Source organism: Klebsiella quasipneumoniae subsp. quasipneumoniae (assembly GCF_020525925.1).
Taxonomy (GTDB): Bacteria; Pseudomonadota; Gammaproteobacteria; order Enterobacterales; family Enterobacteriaceae; genus Klebsiella; species Klebsiella quasipneumoniae.
In genome coordinates, this window is record NZ_CP084876.1 from 169,447 (window position 1) to 189,119 (window position 19,673).

At 58.1% G+C, this 19,673-nt stretch carries 15 protein-coding genes; 8 read left to right on the plus strand and 7 right to left on the minus strand.

Annotation, left to right across the window (positions count from 1 at the left end):
• Nucleotides 1–219 precede the first annotated feature (219 nt).
• The 5 genes from LGM20_RS00845 (at nucleotide 220) to selB (ending at nucleotide 5,761) form a co-directional block, all read left to right on the plus strand.
• Nucleotides 220–588, plus strand: coding sequence for a DUF3302 domain-containing protein (locus LGM20_RS00845; protein ID WP_044525037.1), 369 nt, complete (start codon nucleotides 220–222; stop codon nucleotides 586–588).
• Nucleotides 589–591: 3 nt separating this feature from the next.
• Nucleotides 592–1,728, plus strand: a complete 1,137-nt coding sequence (locus LGM20_RS00850) for an HlyD family secretion protein (protein ID WP_044525036.1) — start codon at nucleotides 592–594, stop codon at nucleotides 1,726–1,728.
• A 92-nt stretch (nucleotides 1,729–1,820) separates the two neighbouring features.
• Complete coding sequence (locus tag LGM20_RS00855) at nucleotides 1,821–2,429, plus strand: glutathione S-transferase (RefSeq protein ID WP_044525035.1); 609 nt, start codon at nucleotides 1,821–1,823, stop codon at nucleotides 2,427–2,429.
• 105 nt (nucleotides 2,430–2,534) lie between these two features.
• Nucleotides 2,535–3,923 (plus strand): L-seryl-tRNA(Sec) selenium transferase, encoded by a 1,389-nt coding sequence (gene selA, locus LGM20_RS00860; protein ID WP_023291342.1) that lies wholly within the window; start codon nucleotides 2,535–2,537, stop codon nucleotides 3,921–3,923.
• Entirely contained in the window at nucleotides 3,920–5,761 is a 1,842-nt protein-coding gene (gene selB, locus LGM20_RS00865) for a selenocysteine-specific translation elongation factor (protein WP_044525034.1), read from the plus strand. Before selA ends, selB begins: the two co-directional genes overlap by 4 nt.
• A gap of 74 nt (nucleotides 5,762–5,835) precedes the next feature.
• Here selB and LGM20_RS00870 read toward each other — a convergent pair whose 3' ends face one another.
• Complete coding sequence (locus LGM20_RS00870; protein WP_044525033.1) at nucleotides 5,836–7,785, minus strand: glycoside hydrolase family 127 protein; 1,950 nt, start codon at nucleotides 7,783–7,785, stop codon at nucleotides 5,836–5,838.
• A gap of 9 nt (nucleotides 7,786–7,794) precedes the next feature.
• Nucleotides 7,795–9,195, minus strand: a complete 1,401-nt coding sequence (locus LGM20_RS00875; RefSeq protein WP_044525032.1) for an MFS transporter — start codon at nucleotides 9,193–9,195, stop codon at nucleotides 7,795–7,797.
• A gap of 251 nt (nucleotides 9,196–9,446) precedes the next feature.
• On the opposite strand from LGM20_RS00875, the gene LGM20_RS00880 reads away from it, so the two are divergent.
• Both LGM20_RS00880 and LGM20_RS00885 read left to right on the plus strand, forming a co-directional pair.
• Nucleotides 9,447–10,262, plus strand: coding sequence for an AraC family transcriptional regulator (locus LGM20_RS00880; RefSeq protein WP_044525031.1), 816 nt, complete (start codon nucleotides 9,447–9,449; stop codon nucleotides 10,260–10,262).
• 110 nt (nucleotides 10,263–10,372) lie between these two features.
• Nucleotides 10,373–10,858 (plus strand): 4Fe-4S dicluster domain-containing protein, encoded by a 486-nt coding sequence (locus LGM20_RS00885; protein WP_032454347.1) that lies wholly within the window; start codon nucleotides 10,373–10,375, stop codon nucleotides 10,856–10,858.
• A 42-nt stretch (nucleotides 10,859–10,900) separates the two neighbouring features.
• On the opposite strand, the gene avtA is transcribed toward LGM20_RS00885, so the two are convergent.
• Nucleotides 10,901–12,157 (minus strand): valine--pyruvate transaminase, encoded by a 1,257-nt coding sequence (avtA, locus tag LGM20_RS00890; RefSeq protein ID WP_023291339.1) that lies wholly within the window; start codon nucleotides 12,155–12,157, stop codon nucleotides 10,901–10,903.
• Nucleotides 12,158–12,324: 167 nt separating this feature from the next.
• The gene (locus LGM20_RS00895; protein WP_044525030.1) at nucleotides 12,325–14,358 is read right to left on the minus strand and encodes an alpha-amylase; all 2,034 of its coding nucleotides are present in this window, start codon (nucleotides 14,356–14,358) and stop codon (nucleotides 12,325–12,327) included.
• 313 nt (nucleotides 14,359–14,671) lie between these two features.
• On the opposite strand from LGM20_RS00895, the gene LGM20_RS00900 reads away from it, so the two are divergent.
• On the plus strand, nucleotides 14,672–15,490 hold the full coding sequence (locus LGM20_RS00900) for a protein bax (RefSeq protein ID WP_060589859.1): 819 nt from the start codon (nucleotides 14,672–14,674) through the stop codon (nucleotides 15,488–15,490).
• A gap of 61 nt (nucleotides 15,491–15,551) precedes the next feature.
• On the opposite strand, the gene xylR is transcribed toward LGM20_RS00900, so the two are convergent.
• The 3 genes from xylR to LGM20_RS00915 form a co-directional block, all read right to left on the minus strand.
• Nucleotides 15,552–16,730 (minus strand): D-xylose utilization transcriptional activator XylR, encoded by a 1,179-nt coding sequence (gene xylR, locus LGM20_RS00905; RefSeq protein ID WP_023291336.1) that lies wholly within the window; start codon nucleotides 16,728–16,730, stop codon nucleotides 15,552–15,554.
• A gap of 233 nt (nucleotides 16,731–16,963) precedes the next feature.
• A complete protein-coding gene (xylH, locus tag LGM20_RS00910) occupies nucleotides 16,964–18,145 on the minus strand; it encodes a xylose ABC transporter permease XylH (RefSeq protein ID WP_017900029.1) in 1,182 nt (393 codons plus the stop codon).
• Complete coding sequence (locus LGM20_RS00915; protein WP_044525029.1) at nucleotides 18,123–19,664, minus strand: xylose ABC transporter ATP-binding protein; 1,542 nt, start codon at nucleotides 19,662–19,664, stop codon at nucleotides 18,123–18,125. The genes xylH and LGM20_RS00915 overlap by 23 nt, the downstream gene beginning before the upstream one ends.
• Nucleotides 19,665–19,673 lie beyond the last annotated feature (9 nt).

A 19,673-nucleotide genomic window follows, 5' to 3' on the forward strand; every position in this document is an offset into this window, starting at 1 on the left:
ACAAAGAATTTCATGGTGGATTTTTGCCGCTGTGATCTCGGCCCGGTTTTGCGGCCAGGGCGAGGCGGCGCTGTAACTAAGCAACCATGTTTGTTAAATAACTTTTTTCCGCCGGATGGCAAAAATGAAAGGGGTGAATTATGCTCAAATCAGCGGTCCGGATATCAGTGGGCCGTGATTAAAATTTATATAAATTATTAGCGTAAAGCCGAGGGAATTATGTTTCTCAATTTTTTTGCGCTGGGCGTTCTGATCTTCGTTTTTCTGGTCATTTTTTATGGAATTATCATTATTCACGATATTCCTTATTTGATTGCCAAAAAACGCAACCACCCCCATTCCGATGCTATTCATGTCGCCGGATGGGTCAGTCTTTTTACGCTCCACGTCATCTGGCCGTTTTTATGGATATGGGCCACGCTGTACCGGCCTGAGCGCGGTTGGGGCATGCAGCATAAGGCGAATACGGACCCCGACGAACCTGAAAAAGAGACGGATATACAACAGCTTCGCCAACGACTGAGCGACCTTGAACATCAGGTGGCGGCCATCCAGCGGCCACAGTCCACCGCTGCGGCGGAGAAATAAACTATGGATCTGTTGATCATTTTGACCTACGTGGCCATCGCCTGGTCGATATTTAAAATCTTCAAAATACCGGTTAATAAATGGACGGTTCCCACCGCGGCGCTGGGAGGCGTATTTATTGTTAGCGCGCTTATTTTATTAATGAACTATAACCACCCTTACACCTTTCTGGCGCAAAAGGCGGTAATATCTATTCCTATTACGCCGCAGGTGACCGGGGTCGTCAGCAGCGTCACAGACAAAGCGAATCAGCGCGTCGAAAAGGGCGAGGTGTTATTTACCATTGACCCGGCGCGCTACCAGGCGCGGGTCGATCGCCTGCAGGCCGACCTGGTGACAGCGCTGCACAGTATTAACACCCTCAAGGCGCAGCTCTCTGAAGCCCAGGCCAACACCACCCGCGTGTCGGCGGAACGCGATCGCTTATACAAGGACTATCAGCGCTACCTGAAAGGGAGCCAGGCGCGGGTGAATCCGTTCTCGGAAAGCGACATCGATAACGCCAGGCAGAATTATCTGGCCCAGGACGCGCTGGTCAAGGCGTCGGTGGCGGAGCAGGCGCAGATCCAGAGCCAGCTGGATAGCATGATCAACGGCGAACAGTCGCAAGTGGCCAGCCTGCGCGCCCAGCTGGCGGAGGCGAAATATAATCTCGATCAGACCACCGTGCGGGCGCCCAGCGATGGGTATATCACTCAGGTGTTGATCCGTCCGGGGACCTACGCCGCCTCGCTGCCGCTGCGGCCGGTGATGGTGTTTATCCCCGAGCAAAAACGGCTGATCGTCGCCCAGTTCAGGCAAAATTCGCTGTTAAGGCTGGAGAAAGGCGACGACGCGGAAGCGGTGTTTAATGCCCTGCCCGGACAGGTGTTCCACGGTAAACTGGTGAGCATTTTACCGGTGGTGCCCGGGGGGACCTATCAGGCGCAGGGGGCGTTGCAGTCGCTGACCGTGACGCCGGGCAGCGATGGCGTGCTGGCGACCATCGAGCTCGATCCGAATGCCGAAATTGATGCGCTACCCGATGGCATCTACGCTCAGGTGGTGGTCTACTCCGACCATTTCGCCCACGTTTCGGTGATGCGTAAAGTGCTGCTGCGCATGACCAGCTGGATGCACTACCTCTATCTCGATCATTAATGCGATCGGCGGCAGGTTGAGCGGGAGGCTCACCTGCCTTTTACCTCGCCCTGAGCCATACTCATATCTTTGTTGGCGATAAGGAGCAGGCTATGAAACTGATCGGCAGCTACACCAGTCCCTTTGTGCGCAAAATATCGGTGATCCTGCTGGAAAAGCGCATCCCTTTTGAGTTTGTCAACGAATCCCCCTACAGCGAAAGCAACGGCGTGGCGCGCTATAACCCGCTCGGCAAAGTGCCGGCGCTGGTGACGGATGACGGCGAATGCTGGTTTGACTCCCCGGTTATCGCCCAGTATCTCGAGCTGCTGGGCGTGGCGCCGCCGATGATCCCCGCCGATCCCAGAGCCGCTCTCAGGATGCGCCAGCTAGAGGCGCTGGCGGATGGGGTGATGGAGGCCGCCCAGGCGCTGGTGCGCGAAAAGGCTCGCCCCGCGGCCCAACAGTCAGAGCAAGAGCTGCTCCGCCAGCGGGAGAAAGTGGCGCGCGGCCTCGACAGGCTGGAAGCCTGCGCGGCGGACGGGACGCTGCGCGGCGACGAGGTCAATCTGGCGACCATCGCCACGGCCTGCGCCATCGCCTACCTGAACTTTCGCCGGGTGGCGCCGGGCTGGTGCGCCACCCGGCCGCAGCTGGTGAAGCTGGTGGATGCGCTGTTCCAGCGCGCCAGCTTTGCGCGCACCGAACCGCCGCGGACTTGACCCAGACAGGTAACAGTTTGCGCAAGGAGGCGTTACAATCGCCGCTGATTGTTGACTCCCTCTCCCGTCGGGAGGGGGGAAAATAACTTACCGCCAGGCCCATTGATGACTACCGAAATTCGTGCGCTTTATACCCGGCTTCCGGCCATTGACCGCTTACTCCGCGACCCCGCTTTTTCCTCCCTGCTGACGCAGCACGGCCATTCGCAGGTGGTGACGCAGCTGCGCCAGATGCTGGACGAGGCGCGGGAACAGATCCGCCAGTGTCAGACACTGCCTGACTGGAGCCATGACTGGCTGAGCGCCTGCGCGCAGCGGCTGACCGCCAGAAGGCAGAGCGCCCTGCGTCCGGTGTTTAATCTCACCGGTACGGTGCTGCACACCAATCTCGGGCGCGCCATCCAGGCTGAGGCGGCGGTGGAGGCGGTCGCCAGCGCGATGCGCGCGCCGGTGACGCTCGAATATGATCTCGACGACGCCGGGCGCGGCCATCGCGATCGCGCCATTGCCGATCTGCTGTGCCAGATCACCGGCGCGGAAGATGCCTGTATCGTGAACAACAACGCGGCAGCCGTTCTGCTGATGCTGGCGGCCACCGCCAGCGGCAGGGAGGTGGTGGTCTCCCGCGGCGAGCTGGTGGAGATCGGCGGGGCGTTCCGCATCCCCGACGTAATGCGTCAGGCAGGTTGTCAGCTGCACGAAGTGGGCACCACCAACCGCACCCATGCCAAAGACTATCGCCAGGCGGTGAATGACAATACCGCCCTGCTGATGAAGGTCCACACCAGCAACTACAGCATTGAAGGCTTTACCAAAGCCGTCGACGAAGCGGAGCTGGCGGTCATCGGCCGCGAGCTGGACGTCCCGGTGGTGGCCGACCTGGGCAGCGGGTCGCTGGTGGATCTCAGTCAGTATGGCCTGCCGAAGGAGCCGATGCCGCAGGAGATGATCGCCGCCGGGGTGAGCCTGGTCAGTTTCTCCGGCGACAAACTGCTCGGCGGCCCGCAGGCCGGAATTATCGTCGGCAAACGCGCGCTGATTGCCCGCCTGCAAAGCCATCCGCTGAAGCGGGCCCTGCGCGCGGATAAAATGACCCTCGCGGCGCTGGAAGCCACGCTGCGCCTCTATCAGCATCCGGAAGCGCTGCGGGACACCTTACCGACGCTGCGCTTGCTCACCCGCCCGGCGGACGAAATCCGCCGGCAGGCCGAACGTCTGCAGCCTGCCCTGGCGGCACACTATGCTGATTTTGCCGTCAACGTGGCAGCCTGCCAGTCGCAGATTGGCAGCGGCTCGTTACCTGTCGACCGTCTGCCTGGCGCGGCGTTGACCTTTACCCCGCATGACGGCCGCGGCAGCCGGCTGGAGGCGCTGGCGGCCCGCTGGCGCGCGCTGCCGTGCCCGGTGATTGGCCGCATTTATGACGGTCGGCTCTGGCTGGACCTGCGCTGTCTGGAAGATGAAACCCGGTTTATGGAGATGTTGTTACGATGATTATTGCCACCGCTGGACATGTTGACCACGGCAAAACGACGCTGCTGCAGGCGATAACCGGCGTGAATGCCGATCGTCTGCCGGAAGAGAAAGCGCGGGGAATGACGATCGATCTCGGCTATGCCTACTGGCCGCAGCCGGACGGGCGGGTGCTGGGATTTATTGACGTGCCCGGGCACGAAAAGTTTTTGTCCAACATGCTGGCGGGGGTGGGAGGGATCGACCATGCGCTGCTGGTGGTGGCCTGCGATGACGGCGTGATGGCCCAAACCCGCGAACACCTGGCGATCCTGCAGCTGACCGGAAAGCCGACGCTGACGGTAGCGCTCACCAAGACGGACCGCGTGGCGGCCGCCAGGGTGGCGGAGGTTCAGGCGGAGGTCGAGCAGACCCTGCGCGAACTGGGCTTTGATGCCGCCGCTTTCTTCCCCACCGCGGCGGTGGATAACATCGGTATTGCCGAACTGCGCAGCCATCTGCTGCAGCTTGCGGAGCGCCCCCATCCACAGCAGCGGCGTTTTCGCCTGGCGCTGGATCGCGCCTTTACCGTCAAAGGGGCGGGGCTGGTGGTCACCGGGACGGCGCTCTCCGGCGAAGTTCGGGTCGGGGATACTTTGTGGCTCACCGGCGTCAACACGCCGATGCGCGTCCGCGGCCTGCATGCCCAGAATCAAGCGGTTGAGCAGGCGCACGCCGGGCAACGCATTGCGCTGAATATTGTCGGCGATGCGCAGAAAGAGGCATTGCACCGCGGCGACTGGCTGCTCTCATCACCGCCGCCGGAGCCTGCAGAGCGGGTGATTGTCGAACTGCAGTGCCATACGCCGCTCAGCCAGTGGCAGCCGCTGCATATTCACCACGCTGCCAGCCACATCACCGGCCGGGTGTCGCTCCTGGAGGGCGGCCTGGCGGAGCTGGTGCTGGATACTCCGCTGTGGCTGGCGGATAACGACCGGCTGGTGCTCCGCGATATCTCCGCTCGCTTGACGCTGGCCGGCGCACGGGTGGTGACGCTGGATCCCCCGCGCCGCGGCAAGCGTAAACCGGAATATCTGCAGTGGCTGCACGCCCTGGCGGCGGTCGGCGCTGACGATGCGCAGGCCCTGGAGCTGCATCTGCAGCGGGACGCCGTCCGGCTTGAGCGCTTCGCCTGGGCGCGGCAGCTGAGTGAAGCCGGAATGGCGGCCTTGATCCAGCGACCGGACTATCTGCAGGCCGGACAGCGCCTGCTTAGTGCGCCGCTTGCCGCCCGCTGGCAGCGAAAATTGCTGGATGCCCTGGCGCGCTACCATGAGCAGCATCGCGACGAGCCGGGCCCTGGCCGGGAGCGCCTGCGCCGCATTGCGCTGCCGATGGAAGAGGAAGCGCTGGTGCTGCTGCTGATTGAGCAGATGCGCGAGAGCGGATTAGTCCACAGCCATCACGGCTGGCTGCATCTGCCCGAGCATAAAGCCGGGTTTACCGACGAGCAGCAGGCGGTCTGGCGGAAGGTGGAGACCCTGTTCGGCGATGATCCCTGGTGGGTGCGCGATCTCGCGCGCGAAGTCCATGTTGAAGAGTCCCTGATGCGCGCGGTGCTGCGCCAGGCGGCGCAGCAGGGGATGATTACCGCGATCGTCAAAGATCGTTACTACCGCAACGATCGCATTGTGCAGTTCGCCCAGCGGGTGCGCGAGCTGGATCAGCTGCGCGGCTCAACCTGCGCGGCGGATTTTCGCGATACCTTAAACGTAGGGCGGAAGCTGGCGATCCAGATCCTCGAGTATTTCGATCGGATTGGCTACACCCGTCGTCGCGGCAACGATCATATCCTGCGCGATAAAGCATTGTTTCTCTAATCATTAACGCCTGCTCCCCGGCGGACAGCGAACGGTGTGTTGCCGGGGAAGAGGGGGTCGCGTTGTTCCTGGCCTTATTCGGCTTCCCGAACCCAGATACGCATTTCGCCTTCTCCGCGGTTTGCCCAGCTAAACCAGGGAATAAAGGTCAACGTCTGTGAATGGGGGGTGGCCAGAGGGTGATCGTAGCTCCACAGCTTCTGCGCATCGGCGTTTTCTGCATGTTTTCTGTAGCCTGGGGCCTGAATCAACATTTTGTGAGCAAACAGCCCCTTTCCTTCAAACACCGTGAACCTGGCATCGCGTGGCAGCAGTAGGTTATGCAGCGCCTCACCGTTATCAGCTTGTTCAAGACAATAAACCAATGGACCGCGTTGCAGCGCCACCTGGCCTGCCTGGTGGCGAACCAGCGTATTACCATATACCCGGCGAACCGGCATCGGCAACGTTAGCATCAGAGTGTCGCCTTCCTGCCAGAGATGTTGGATATGCAGATAGCCCTGGCGTATATCCTGCGTGACCGGCGCGCCGTTCAGGGTGAGCTGTGCCCCCTCGCACCAGTCCGGGAGACGCAGCGCCAGCGTATGGTTCAATGCTGACGGAGACTCGATGACAATTTTGACCTGTTCCTGCCAGGGATAGTCACCGCTGATACGCAGACGTAACGTCTTTTCTCCTACCGGGATCTCAGCCTGATTACCGACGTAGAGATTGATATACAACGCCTCTTCGCGTGGCGTATAGATATAATGTCCCAGCGAGGTCAGGAGACGAGCGATATTCGGTGGGCAACAGGCACAGCCGAACCAGCGCTGACGAACAGGCTTAACATGGTCATAAATATGATTGAATTTTAAAGCCTTGGGCTGCACTTCCAGTGGGTTGACGTAGAAGAAATGTTTACCGTCCAGCGCCATACCGCCCAGAACGGTATTGTAAAGCGCGCGCTCCATCACATCAGCATATTGGCTGTCGGCTTCCAGTTCCAGCATGCGGCGCGCGAACATCATCAGCCCGATAGAGGCGCAGCTTTCCGCATAAACGGTATCATTCGGCAGATCGTAATCGCTGCTGAAGGCTTCCCCGCTGCTCTGTGAGCCAATGCCGCCCGTAATATACAACTGACGCTGGACCATGTTTTTCCATAACCGCAGGCAGTCCTGGCGTTTGCCTTCGTTCTTGCTCAGGCGTGCAAGGTGCGCTACGCCAGCCATTAAATAAACAAAGCGAACCGCGTGACCCACAGCGGTGGTCTGTTCGGCAAGCGGCAAATGCGCCTGGCTGTAGGGTTTATCCATCACCATCCACGCCGGCCCATAGGTATTCCAGAAGGAAGTTTTGCCGCGTTTTTCATATTCGATGTCATAGAAATGCGGCTGTGTCCCACGCTGTTCAACGAAGTAATTAGCCAGCGCCATATAGCGTGGTTCCTGTGTCACATCGTACAAACGCATTAACGCCAGCTCTATTTCAGGGTGTCCCGGGTAGCCGTGCAGCTGATTGCCGTCCGGACCAAAGACGCTGTCGATATGATCGGCGAGGCGACATACCACCTCCAGCAGGCGGCGTTTACTGGTTGCCTGGAAGAATGCCACCCCAGCCTCAATCAAGTGACCGGCACAGTACAATTCGTGGCATTCGGCGAGATTAGTCCAGCGTTCCCCGGGCGCTTTCACCGTAAAATAGGTGTTCAGATAACCATCTTCACATTGCGCGGCGGCAATCAGCTCAATCACCTCGTCGGCGGTTTTTTCCAGTTCCGCATCTGGCTTCTGACACAATGACCAGGCGACTGCCTCCAGCCATTTCGCCACATCGCTGTCCTGGAACACCATTCCGTAGAATTCCCCTGCCTGCTGACCTGCGGCGATACGGAAGTTTTCTATCGCATGGCTGGGTTCAGCCTCGGCGATCCGGTCATTGAGGGCATCCCACTGATAGGGAATGACGACATCACGCACCAGTTGCTGATACTGACCCAGAAACGGATCGTTAACTTTCAGTTTGTGCAGATCGACTTCCATGATTTCTCCTTAAGACTGAATGTGACGTGCGCGCAGATCGGTTGCAATGCGCGACATCATGGGATTGTTGAGCTTACAGGCGCGGATAGCGAAGGCCAGCAACAGATGGAACAGCGCGGGCAGCAGGGTTTCCATCGCCGTGATCCCCGATAGTGAGGATGGAGTCTGATTGCTGGCGCCGGGTTGATAAGCAACGCAGATAAATACCAGGCTGATAATGCCCGCACTGGAGGCCCATGCCAGCTTGATAAAGAACAGGTTGAAAGCAAAGTTCATCCCTGACGAACGGACACCCGTCTTCCATTCACCATAATCATCAGAGAAGGCCATCAACGAAAAATGCAGCGGTAGGGTAAAGCCCAGGATGATGCCATTGCCGAGAATGACCACCAGCCATAGCGTTTGCCAGGACGGACCGGTTGGCAGGAACCACATCCCCACCGCCAGTAAGGCCAATACCAGATTGGTGTAGTAATAGAGCTTAACGGTATCAACGTGGCGCGACAGCCAATTGACGATCGCGGCGCCCAGAATCGAGGAAAAGGTGACCATGGTGAAAAACAGCGATGTATAGCCAGTAGAGCCGCCCAGTACATAGGTAATAAAGTACATGTAGCCGCCACCGCGAATATTAAACACGTTGATCAACAGGAATGACATCGCCAGCATGAGTAACAACTGATCGTTTTTACGCAGACCGGCGATATGTTCGCGCAGGGTGAATTTGCCGAGCATCTCCAGGGAAACACGCTCACGTACCCAGAAAAAGCAGCACAAAAACATCACCGCCGCGATGGCGCAGAGTACGCCGACACCATACTGATAACCCTGGGCGGTATTCCCCTGACCGAGCGCTTTAACCAACCACGGCAGGCCCACGGAGACCAGGAATCCTGCCACGCCGCACAGTACAAAGCGCCATGCCTGGCAGGATATCACCTCGCTATGGCGAGTGGTCATCGTATTAATGAGCGCGCAGTAGGGGACGTTAATCGCGGTATAGCTGACTGAAAGCAGCAGGTAAGTGCCGAAGGCCCAGGCGATTTTTACCCCCATGCCGGCATCCGGCACGGTAAAGGTCAGCACCCCGATCGCTGCAATAGGAACCGCAATCCATAGCTGCCAGGGGCGAAAACGTCCCCATCGGCTTTGGGTCCGATCGGCGAGGACGCCCATGATCGGATCGGAAATAGCATCAAACACGCGCAGCGCAAGGAACAGAGTACCGACCAGCGCCGGGGTGAGCCCAAAGACGTCAGTATAGAAAAAAGTGAGAAAGTTCATGATCAGGCAGGTGATGACCGTTCCACCGGCGTCGCCCAGACCATAGCCTATTTTTTCACGGAGAGATAATTTGGCGTCCTGCACGTGCTTCGTGAGGTCGCTTGTCGTAATCGGAGCCGTAGTCATAAATAACTCCCGAAGATGATGTTCAGAATTATTCCGCTGTCTGACCGGCGGACATTTTTTGTCTTTTGCAAATACATTAATTATTTTGCACCGAATAAACGAGGCAACAAGGGAAGGGAAAAGTATAAAAAGAGGACGATTCCGACTTCGTCATAAAAGTGTGATTCCGATCCGGAAAGGCGTTAATTTATGATTAATAATCAGTTGGAAAGAGATTTTTTATCGTTTCGTTAGCGGAAAATTAAATATATATGCTTGAATTATCCATGCCTCTCCCGATTCGCGTACAAAATGGCGGCTTATTTATTTCCCGTGGCGTCGGCAGTCATCCGGCGCGTAAACTGCAGTCCTGGGAAATTATTTTTGTCGAAAAGGGGACGTTAACGATTTGCGAGGAGGGTGAAATATTTAACGTTAATGCAGGGGAGAGTTTACTGCTGTGGCCAGAACGTTCTCATGTTGGGGTGGGGGAATTTCCCGCCGACCTGAAATTTTATTGGCTGCATTTTGAAGTACTGACGGAGAGTGTCCGGTCTCTGCCGCCTGCGCTGCTTAACGTTCCGCAACATACCCGCGTCAGCGATCCACAATACATTATTTCGCTGTTTCGCCAGTTTCTTCGTGAACAGGAGAATATTCACCGCAGCCTGGCGCTGGAGCTCCTGTTATTGCTGATACTGCAGCAGATTGCCGCGGCGGCAAGCGAAAAACCGGACGACAGTCCCGGCGCTGCGCTGGCCTGGAAAGCGCAGCAGATCATCCATACCCGTTACCACTTGCCTGTTTCAGCATCGACACTGGCGAAAGAGCTGCACTGTAATGCGGACTATTTAGGACGCGTCTATCGTCACGTTTTTCGCGTGACGTTGACCGAAGCGCTGCATCGTCAGCGGGTCAGAGCGGCGGAAAAGCTATTGATCAGTGATTCACTGTCGTTGACCGAAGTCGCGAGCCAGTGCGGCTTTAATGACGTCGGTTATTTTCGCAAGATCTTTCGCAAGCACACCAGCCTCACGCCTGCAGCCTGGAAGCGCCGCTACTGTAAGGAGCACATTAATTCAGCGTAATGAAAAATCACTTGTGCTAGTGACTAAAAACAGCGCTGATTCCATTCAGGATCAAAGCGCGGGCAGGGATTATTCTGGCACCCTGCGGTTTTATCCCCAGGGAGCAGAGGATGAACCGGTTTCTTATTGCCAATGCCCAGCAGTGTATTGGCTGTCGTACCTGTGAAGTGGCCTGCGCGGTGGCGCACCAGCAGGCGCAGGACGTCTCCATGCTGTCGACAGGCCATTTCACGCCGCGTATCCGGGTGGTGAAAAGCGGCGAGATATCAACGGCGACGGCCTGTCGGCAGTGCGAGGATGCGCCTTGCGCCAGCGTCTGCCCGCAGGGGGCGATTCGTCGGGAGGAGGACGTTTGGTGGGTCGATCAGCGCCGCTGCATCGGCTGTAAAAGCTGCATGGTGGCCTGCCCGTACGGCGCAATGACCGTCACGGTGGTGAACCAGCAGGCGCAGGCGCTGAAATGCGATTTATGCCACCACCGCGCCGAGGGGCCGGCCTGCGTAGCCGCCTGCCCGACGCAGGCGCTGCGGGTGATGGCTCCCGCGGAGCTGGAGGCGCTATGCGCGCAAAAACGCCAGCGGCTGGCGCTGGCGTGAGCGGGTCCGCTAACGGGCGTTAGCCGTCAGCGGCGTCAGGGATTAGGCTTCCTGTTCGCGCCAGGCGAATTCAACCTCTTCGGCGAGAATTTTCACCCCGGCCTCGATTTTTTGCGGGTCCGGCACATAGTTCATGCGCATGCACTGGTGAGTATGCGGCCACGGTTTATCGAGTCCCGGGAAGAAGAAATCCCCCGGCACCATCAGCACGCCGCGCTTTTTCAGCCGCTGATACAGCAGCTCGGTGGAGATCGGCAGATCCTTAAACCACAGCCAGAGGAAGATCGCCCCCTCCGGTTTGTGAATAAGGCAGCGCTCCTCCGGCAGATAGCGGCGAATAATGGCGATGGTCTCCTGCACCCGCTGGTAATAGAAGGGTTTGATCACTGTCTCTGACAGGCGCAGCAGATCCTGACGTTTAATCATTTCACACATCATTGCCGGCCCGATACCGCCGGGCGCGAGGCTGATAATGCCGTTCATGTTGCTGATGGCGGTGATGATTTTCTCGTTGGCGATGATAATCCCGCAGCGGCTGCCCGGCAGGCCCAGCTTGGACAGGCTCATACACAGCACGATGTTCGGATTCCACAGCGGTCGGGCGTCGCTGAAAATAATGCCCGGGAACGGCACGCCGTAGGCGTTATCAATCACCAGCGGGACCCCATGCTGATTCGCCAGCGCATCCAGTTTGATCAGCTCTTCATCAGTGATGACGTTGCCGGTCGGGTTGGTGGGACGCGAGACGCAGATCATCCCGGTCTCTTCCGTCACCTGCAGATGCTCAAAATCAACGTGGTACTTGAACTGGCCTTCCGGCAGCAGTTCGATATTCGGCCGGGTGGCAACGAACAGATCCTCTTCCAGGCCGGCATCGGCATAGCCGATATATTCCGGCGTCAGCGGGAACAGCACCTTACGGGTGGTGCCATCTGCCCGACGGCCTGCGAACAGATTAAACAAGTAGAAAAATGCGCTCTGACTGCCGTTTGTTAGCGCAATATTCTGTGGTTCGATCTCCCAGCCCAGCTCGTCGCGCAGCATCTTCGCCAGCAGGCTCAGCAGCTCGCTTTTGCCCTGCGGACCATCATAATTACAAAGCGCATCAAGGGCTTTGCCATTATCCAGCATGTCGGAGAGCAGCTGCTGGAAGTAGTCATTCATCTCCGGGATCTGAGCGGGGTTGCCGCCGCCCAGCATAATAGCGCCCGGCGTGCGCAGACCGTCATTAAGGTCTTCCATCAGGCGGGTAATGCCTGAATGACGGGTGAATTTGTCGCCGAAAAGGGAAAATGTCATCGCGAATCGTCTGTCGGTGGTTCTGGAAAGTGGCTAACCATAACGCCAGCGCCAGCGTGGTGCAAATCGAAGGGAAGGGGGATGTTTTTGTTTTTATCCTGTGAATCGATTTTTTATCAGCGTATTGTGCTGACTGGCTCCCCGCCGGGCAGGGAGTCACTCCTGCTTTACTGCTGTTGTCCGGCCCAGATGACCATCACTTTGTCTTCACCGCTCTCGCGCACGAATCCGTAACCCCGCGGCATTGACAGCGTTGTCTGTTTGCCCATACCGATCGCCGGATGGCGCGCGCGGAACTGGCCGATCTTCTGCCAGTGGGTAACGCTGCGGGCCGCTTTACCGTTGACATCCTGCCAGTTCATCTCTGAACGGGTGCCCTGCAGCGGGTCCGAGCCGGTGGGGCCGAACGGGCGCGACGACTCGTCACCATAGAAGATCTGCACGGCGCCAGGGGCCAGCAGCAGCAGCTCTGCCGCCGTGGTGCCGCCTTCGCGGAACAGGCGCGTATCGTGCGAGGAGAGGTAGCTCAGGACGTTAAAGCTCTGCAGCTTGTCCGCCATTTGCTGCCAGGTGAGGTCAATGTTGGCCATGCAGTTAGCCGCTTTCGCCGCCTGGTCCTGGTAGTCGAAATTGATCATCGCATCAAAACCGTGGCGATAGTAATCGCTCTCCATCACCCCGTGTCCCCAGGCTTCGCCGGTCATCCAGAACGGCGCAGCATCCAGCGCTTTATCCGGATTGGCTTTCTTCCACTCCGCCAGCGCGGCGGTGGCCTGGGTTTTTAACTGCTGCCAGGCGTCCATCTCCACATGTTTAGCGGTATCGACGCGGAAGCCGTCGATGCCGTAGTCGCGCACCCACTGGCTCAGCCAGTGCGTCAGGTAGTCGCGCGGCGTATAGCCCGGGATCGCTTTCGCCGCAGTGTCCGGTTTATGGCTGTAGAAGTTCGGCAGGCCCGACGCCTCCTTCGATTCGGTTTTCAGATCCGGCAGGAAGGCCAGCGACATGGTGAGATCGTCATAGCCCGGGTTGTCGTAATCGCCGATATCGGTGCGGATCCACTTCTTGCCCCACCATTTCTCCCACCCGGCTTTATCGCTGAAGTTGATATAGTCGTTAAAGCTGTGCCAGGTCTGGCCCGCGCCGGGCTTCCAGTCCGTCCAGCGCTCGCCGAGGGTTTTTTTCAGCTCATCCCCTTGCAGATACAGAGAGCCGAACTGGAACTCCTGCATGTCGGCCAGGGTGGCGTAACCGGTATGGTTCATCACCACGTCGAACAGAATACGTATTCCGCGCTTATGCGCTTCATCCACCAGCCGACGGAGATCGGCTTCGGTCCCCATATTGGCGTCCAGTTTCGACCAGTCCTGGGTGTAATAGCCGTGGTAGGCGTAGTGTGGAAAATCGCCTTTCGTCCCGCCGCCGACCCAGCCGTGGATCTGCTCGAGCGGGGAGCTGATCCACAGGGCATTGACCCCCATCTGCTGCAGATAATCCAGCTTGCTGGTTAATCCCTGCAGGTCGCCGCCGTGGAAGGTGCCGATCTCCTGCATGCCGTCTTTGTGTCGGCCATAGCTATTGTCGTTGGCCGGATTACCGTTCACGAAGCGGTCGGTCAGGACGAAGTAGACGGTGGCGTTGTGCCAGTCGAACGGCGCCGGCGCGGCCGTCTCGGCGCGCTCGAGCAGCAGCAGACCATTGCTGCCGAAGGCGGGCTGCAGCGTGATTTTGCCGCCGCTGACGGTCGCGACATTGCCGCTGTAGAAATCGCGAACTTTGCTGCCCTCGGGGAAGGTTTTACTAACGTCGAGGGTGAGAGGTTTTCCATCCCACTTCGGACACTGGCGGATCTGCGGCGCCGCGGCGCTGGCCTCTTTTTCTTCCAGCGAAATCATCATCGTCGGCGTGCCGGAGCGGGTATCCACTTCCAGGGTATACAGACCCTGGCGGAAGATGCGCCATTGCGGCGGCGTGCCGCGACAGGGTTCCATGGAGAGCATCTGGTTGAGCTTAATGCCGCCGGAAGGCTGCCAGCACTGTTGGTCAAAATTTAGCTGCAGGGGACGTGTACCCTTCTCAACCACTTTCTGGCTGATGAAGCGACCCGTCCCTTCTTCGGTAAAAGCAGGGAAGTCGGCGGTAGTCCAGGCGGCAAAGGCCATCCCAGGCACGAATAACGTGGCAAGCGCAGCGAGTTTCATTGCGGGATCCTTGAGCGGTTTTTAGCTAGTGTGCCTTGTTGCCGCGAGAGTGAACTCCTCCCGGCGAACGTTTTACCAGGAGGATGAAAAGGGGTGAGTGACACCGCTCAAAAAATAGGCTAAAAATGAGACGAAGCTAGCATTTTCGCGCTAGCGATGCGGCGCAGAAACCGATTTCAGATGACAGCAATTCGGAATTGGACTATTTCTGTTGATGCTCTCAGTGCGTATTTTTGATACTATTAGCGATTCAGCTATCGTTTTTTTGTGAAAAACAAGGTGTTGGAATGCATATATCCGACCAGGAGACCTGATGATATCGAATCCCATACGACGATATGGGGCCGCCATACTTATGTTACTAACCTGCGTCTTTTCAGGTAGTGTGTTGGCAACAACGCACACAGCAACAAAGAGTCATAAAGCCCCAACGGTTAAGAAGATAAGTAGTACTAAGGTAAGCAGTAAACAAGAGTATTCTCGCAATAGTGTAAAGAGCAGTTCACTTCCTGACTTGCGAAAATACCCTTCCGGAACACCAAGGAAAAAAGCGTTTCTCCGGACGGTCATGCCTTATATTACCAAGCAGAATCAGGCGATTACTGCGGATCGTAACTGGCTTGTATCCAAGCAGTACGATGCTCGCTGGTCGCCGAGTGAAAAGGCGCGCCTGAAAGACATCGCGACACGTTATAAGGTGAAGTGGTCAGGCAATACGCGTCATGTGCCCTGGAACACGCTACTTGAGCGTGTCGACATTATTCCGAACAGCATGGTCGCGACCATGGCGGCGGCGGAAAGTGGCTGGGGTACTTCCAAGCTGGCGCGTGAGAACAACAATCTCTTCGGCATGAAGTGCGGCGCTGGTCGCTGCCGCGGCGCGATGAAAGGCTATTCGCAGTTTGAGTCGGTGGAGCAGTCGGTGCAGGCTTACGTCACAAACCTGAACACCCACCCGGCCTATTCCTCTTTCCGCAAATCGCGCCTGCAGCTGCGCAAGGCGGATCAGGAAGTAACGGCTAGTACCATGATTCATAAGCTGAAGGGCTATTCGACCAGAGGGTCGAGCTACAACAACTATCTCTTCGCGATGTATCAGGATAACCAGCGGTTAATTGCCGCGCACATGTAATGTGCTTATCTACGTGATTATTCATGCCCGGCGCGCAAGCCCGGGCATTTTTCTTTGCTCTCTACATCATGACTTCGCTGTGCCGGTCACGGTACTCCTTCGGCGTCACGTCGTACTCTTTCTTAAACACCGAATAGAAATATTGCAGCGACGGGTAGCCGCACATCTGTGAAATTTCATTGATCGACAGGCTGGTGGACACCAGCAGGCTGCGCGCCTTTTCCAGTTTCTCGCTGTGGATCACCGTGTGGATGGTCTCTCCGACCTCCTCTTTAAAGCGTTTCTCCAGGTTGGAGCGTGAAATGCCGACGGCGTCGAGCACCTGCTCCACCTTGATGCCTTTGCAGGCATTGTTGCGAATGTAATGCATCGCCTGAATCACGGAAGGATCGTTTAACGACCGGTAGTCGGTGGAACGTCGTTCAACGACGCGCATCGGCGGGATCAGCTGGCGCTGCAGCGGGAGCGCCTCGTTATTCAGCAGCCGGTGGAGCAATTTTGCCGCCTGATAACCCATCTGGCGGGTGCCCTGGGCGACGGAGGAGAGGGCGACGCGCGAGAGGTAGCGGGTCAGCTCCTCATTATCGATGCCAATAACGCACAGTTTCTCGGGCACCGGGATATGCAGCAGCTCGCAGGCCTGCAGGACGTGGCGGGCGCGCGCGTCGGTGACGGCGATAATGCCGGTTTGCGGCGGCAGCGTTTGCAGCCAGTCGGCGAGCCGGTTTTGCGCGTGCTGCCAGTTTTCCGGCGCCGTCTCCAGCCCCTGGTAGACCACGCCGCGGTACTTCTCCTTCGCCACCAGCTGGCAGAAGGCATACTCGCGCTCTACCGCCCAGCGTTTACCGCTGGAGGTGGGCAGTCCGTAAAACGCGAAGCGGTGTACTCCTTTTTCCTTCAGATGAAGAAAGGCGCTTTCCACCAGCGCGGTGTTGTCCGTGGCGATATAGTGGACCGGCGGGTACTGCTCTGGCTGATGATAAGAGCCGCCGACGCCGACGATGGGGACGTTGACATCGGCCAGTAGCTTTTCGATTTCGGGATCGTCATAGTCGGCGATAACGCCATCGCCTAACCACTCTTTGATGTTTTCGATTCGTGCTCGAAAATCCTCTTCAATAAAGATATCCCACTCCAGCTGAGAGGCCTGCAGATACTCACCGACACCCTCAACCACCTGGCGGTCATAAGCTTTGTTGGCGTTAAATAACAGCGTAATACGGTGACGCTTTTCAAACATAGATGATGTTCCTGCTCTAACCCCGGTCATACCCCTTCATTCATGATGTTGCCGATGGCCTGGCTTTCTCATTCACCCCAGCCACGTACGCGATACGCGGCTGGGATGCGCCGTCTGCAACCCGAATGCTGTTGGGTATACACTACCGGCTAATGCCCGAGATATTTCAAGCGCCTTATGGCGAAGTTTGGTGGTAGCGCAAAGAATTCAGACATTCTTCAGAGAGCGCTTCCTTACGCGCGCCGCTTGGTGGCGGAGTCCATCCACACCGCCAGCAGCAAAATGGCGCCTTTGACGATATATTGCCAGAAGGTGGCAACGTCCATCATGCTCATGCCGTTATCCAGGGCCGACATAATAAACGCCCCCATTACCGCCCCGGCGACACTGCCGATACCGCCCGCCAGGCTGGTACCGCCGATGACGCAGGCGGCGATGGCGTCCAGTTCGGCGATGTTGCCCGCCGAGGGGGAGCCCGCGCCAAGGCGCGAGCTGAGGATCAGTCCGGCAATGGCGACCATCAGGCCGTTAATGGCAAACACCGCCAGCTTGGTACGCTCGACGTTAATCCCGGACAGGCGTGCCGCCTCCAGGTTGCCGCCGATGGCGTAGATGCGGCGGCCAAAGGCGGTGCGAGTGGCCATGAACAGGCCTGCCAGCAGCAGGGCGGCGAGGATCAGTACCGGCGTCGGCACGCCGCGATAGTCATTGAGCAGCCAGATTGCGCCCAGCACAATCACCGCGGTAATGGCCTGGCGGCCAACGGCCGCGGTGGAGGACGCGGTCGCCAGACCTAACGCCTGCCGACGCATCCGTCCGCGCCACTGCCAGATAATGAACGCCGCCATGCCGACAACGCCGATGCCAAAGCCAATGCCATCTGGCAGGTAGCTTTGGCCGATCTGCGCCATCGCCGGGCTGGTGGGCGAGACGGTGGTCCCGTTGGTGATGCCGATCAGAATGCCGCGAAACGCCAGCATCCCGGCGAGGGTGACGATAAACGAGGGGACCTTGCGATAGGCCACCCACCATCCGTTCCACGCGCCGAGCAGCAGCCCCATCACCAGCGTCACCAGAATGGTGAGCGGCAGCGGCCAGCCGAGCCAGACGTCAAAGATCGCCGCGGCGCCGCCCAATAGCCCCATCATCGAGCCGACGGAGAGGTCGATTTCTGCCGAAATAATCACAAACACCATGCCGACGGCGAGGATGCCGGTGATGGCCGTCTGGCGCAGCAGGTTGGAGATATTGCGCGCGCTCAGGTAGGCGCCATCGGTAACCCAGGTGAAAAACAGCATAATGACGACGATCGCGGCGATCATCACGAAGACCTGGAGGTTAAGCCCCTTCAGCGCCGGCAGGGCGGTGGGGGCGGTTGGGGTAAGTTTGATTTCAGACGACGTGTTCTTCGACATGGCGTTCGCTCCTCAGCGCGGCTTCCATCACCTGTTCCTGGGTCAGATGTTGATTAACCAAATTGGCTTTTAGCCTGCCTTCGTGCATGACCAGCACCCGATCGCTAAGACCAAGCACCTCGGGCAGTTCGGATGAAATGACAATGACCGCGATGCCCTGCTGCACCAGCTGGTTAATCAGTTTATAAATTTCATACTTCGCCCCGATATCGATGCCGCGGGTGGGTTCGTCGAGGATCAGAATGCGTGGATTCAGCAGCAGACAGCGGGCCAGAATCGCCTTTTGCTGGTTGCCGCCGCTCAGGCGGCCAATCGCCAGCTCCGGCGAGGAGGTTTTAATTTTCAATCGCTGAATGGACTGCTCAATACAGTGCTGCTCGGCGGCGTCGTCCAGGCTGCTCATCGCGCCGGTGAACTGGCTGAGCGCCGCCAGGGTAATGTTCTTACCCACCGCCATCACCGGCACGATACCGTCTTTTTTGCGGTCTTCCGGCACCATGGCGATGCCGTGGCCAATGGCCTGCTGACAGTTAGTGATGCTGACCGGCTGGCCATCAATGAAGATCTCCCCCTGCCAGCGCCCCGGCCAGACGCCGAACAGGCACTGCACCGCCTCGGTCCGTCCGGCGCCGACCAGCCCGGCGATGCCGAGGATCTCCCCGCGATGCAGGGAAAACGAGACGTCGTTGACCCGTTTAATATGACGGTTTACCGGGTGCCAGGCGGTTAAATGTTCGACCCGCAGGATCTCCTCGCCGTGGGCGTGCGGTTCGCTGGGATAGAGCGCGGTGAGCTCCCGCCCAACCATCATGGTGATGATGTCGTCTTCGCTCATGCCGCTGGCGTCGCGGGTGCCGATATGCTGGCCGTCGCGGATCACGCAGATCGTATCGGAGATCGCTTTGACCTCATTGAGCTTGTGCGAAATATAGATGCAGGCGATATCGTGGTTTTGCAGATCGCGAACGATCGCCAGCAGCGTCGCGGTCTCTTGTTCGGTTAAGGAGGCGGTTGGTTCGTCGAGGATCAGCAGGCGCACCTGTTTATTCAGCGCCTTGGCGATCTCCACCAGCTGCTGCTGACCGAGGCCGAGGTCGCCGACGCGGGTGTCGGGCGAAATGGGCAGATTGACCTGCGCCAGCAGCTTCTGGCAGCGCAGCGTCATGGTTTCATAATCCAGCAGGCCGTGGCGGGATATTTCGGCGCCGAGGAAAATGTTCTCCAGCACGGTGAGATGTTTCACCAGCGCCAGCTCCTGATGAATAATGGCGATGCCTTTGCGTTCGGTATCGCGAATATGGTTTGCCTGCAGCGTTTCGCCGGCAAAAATAATCTCGCCCTCATAGCTTCCGTGCGGATAGATACCGCACAGCACCTTCATCAGCGTCGATTTTCCCGAACCATTTTCACCGCATAACGAGACCACCTCGCCAGCGTTCAGGCGCAGGCTGACATTATCCACGGCCTTAACGGCGCCGAAGGTTTTGGTGATGTTCTTCATTTCGAGTAGCCAGGCCATAAAGACTCC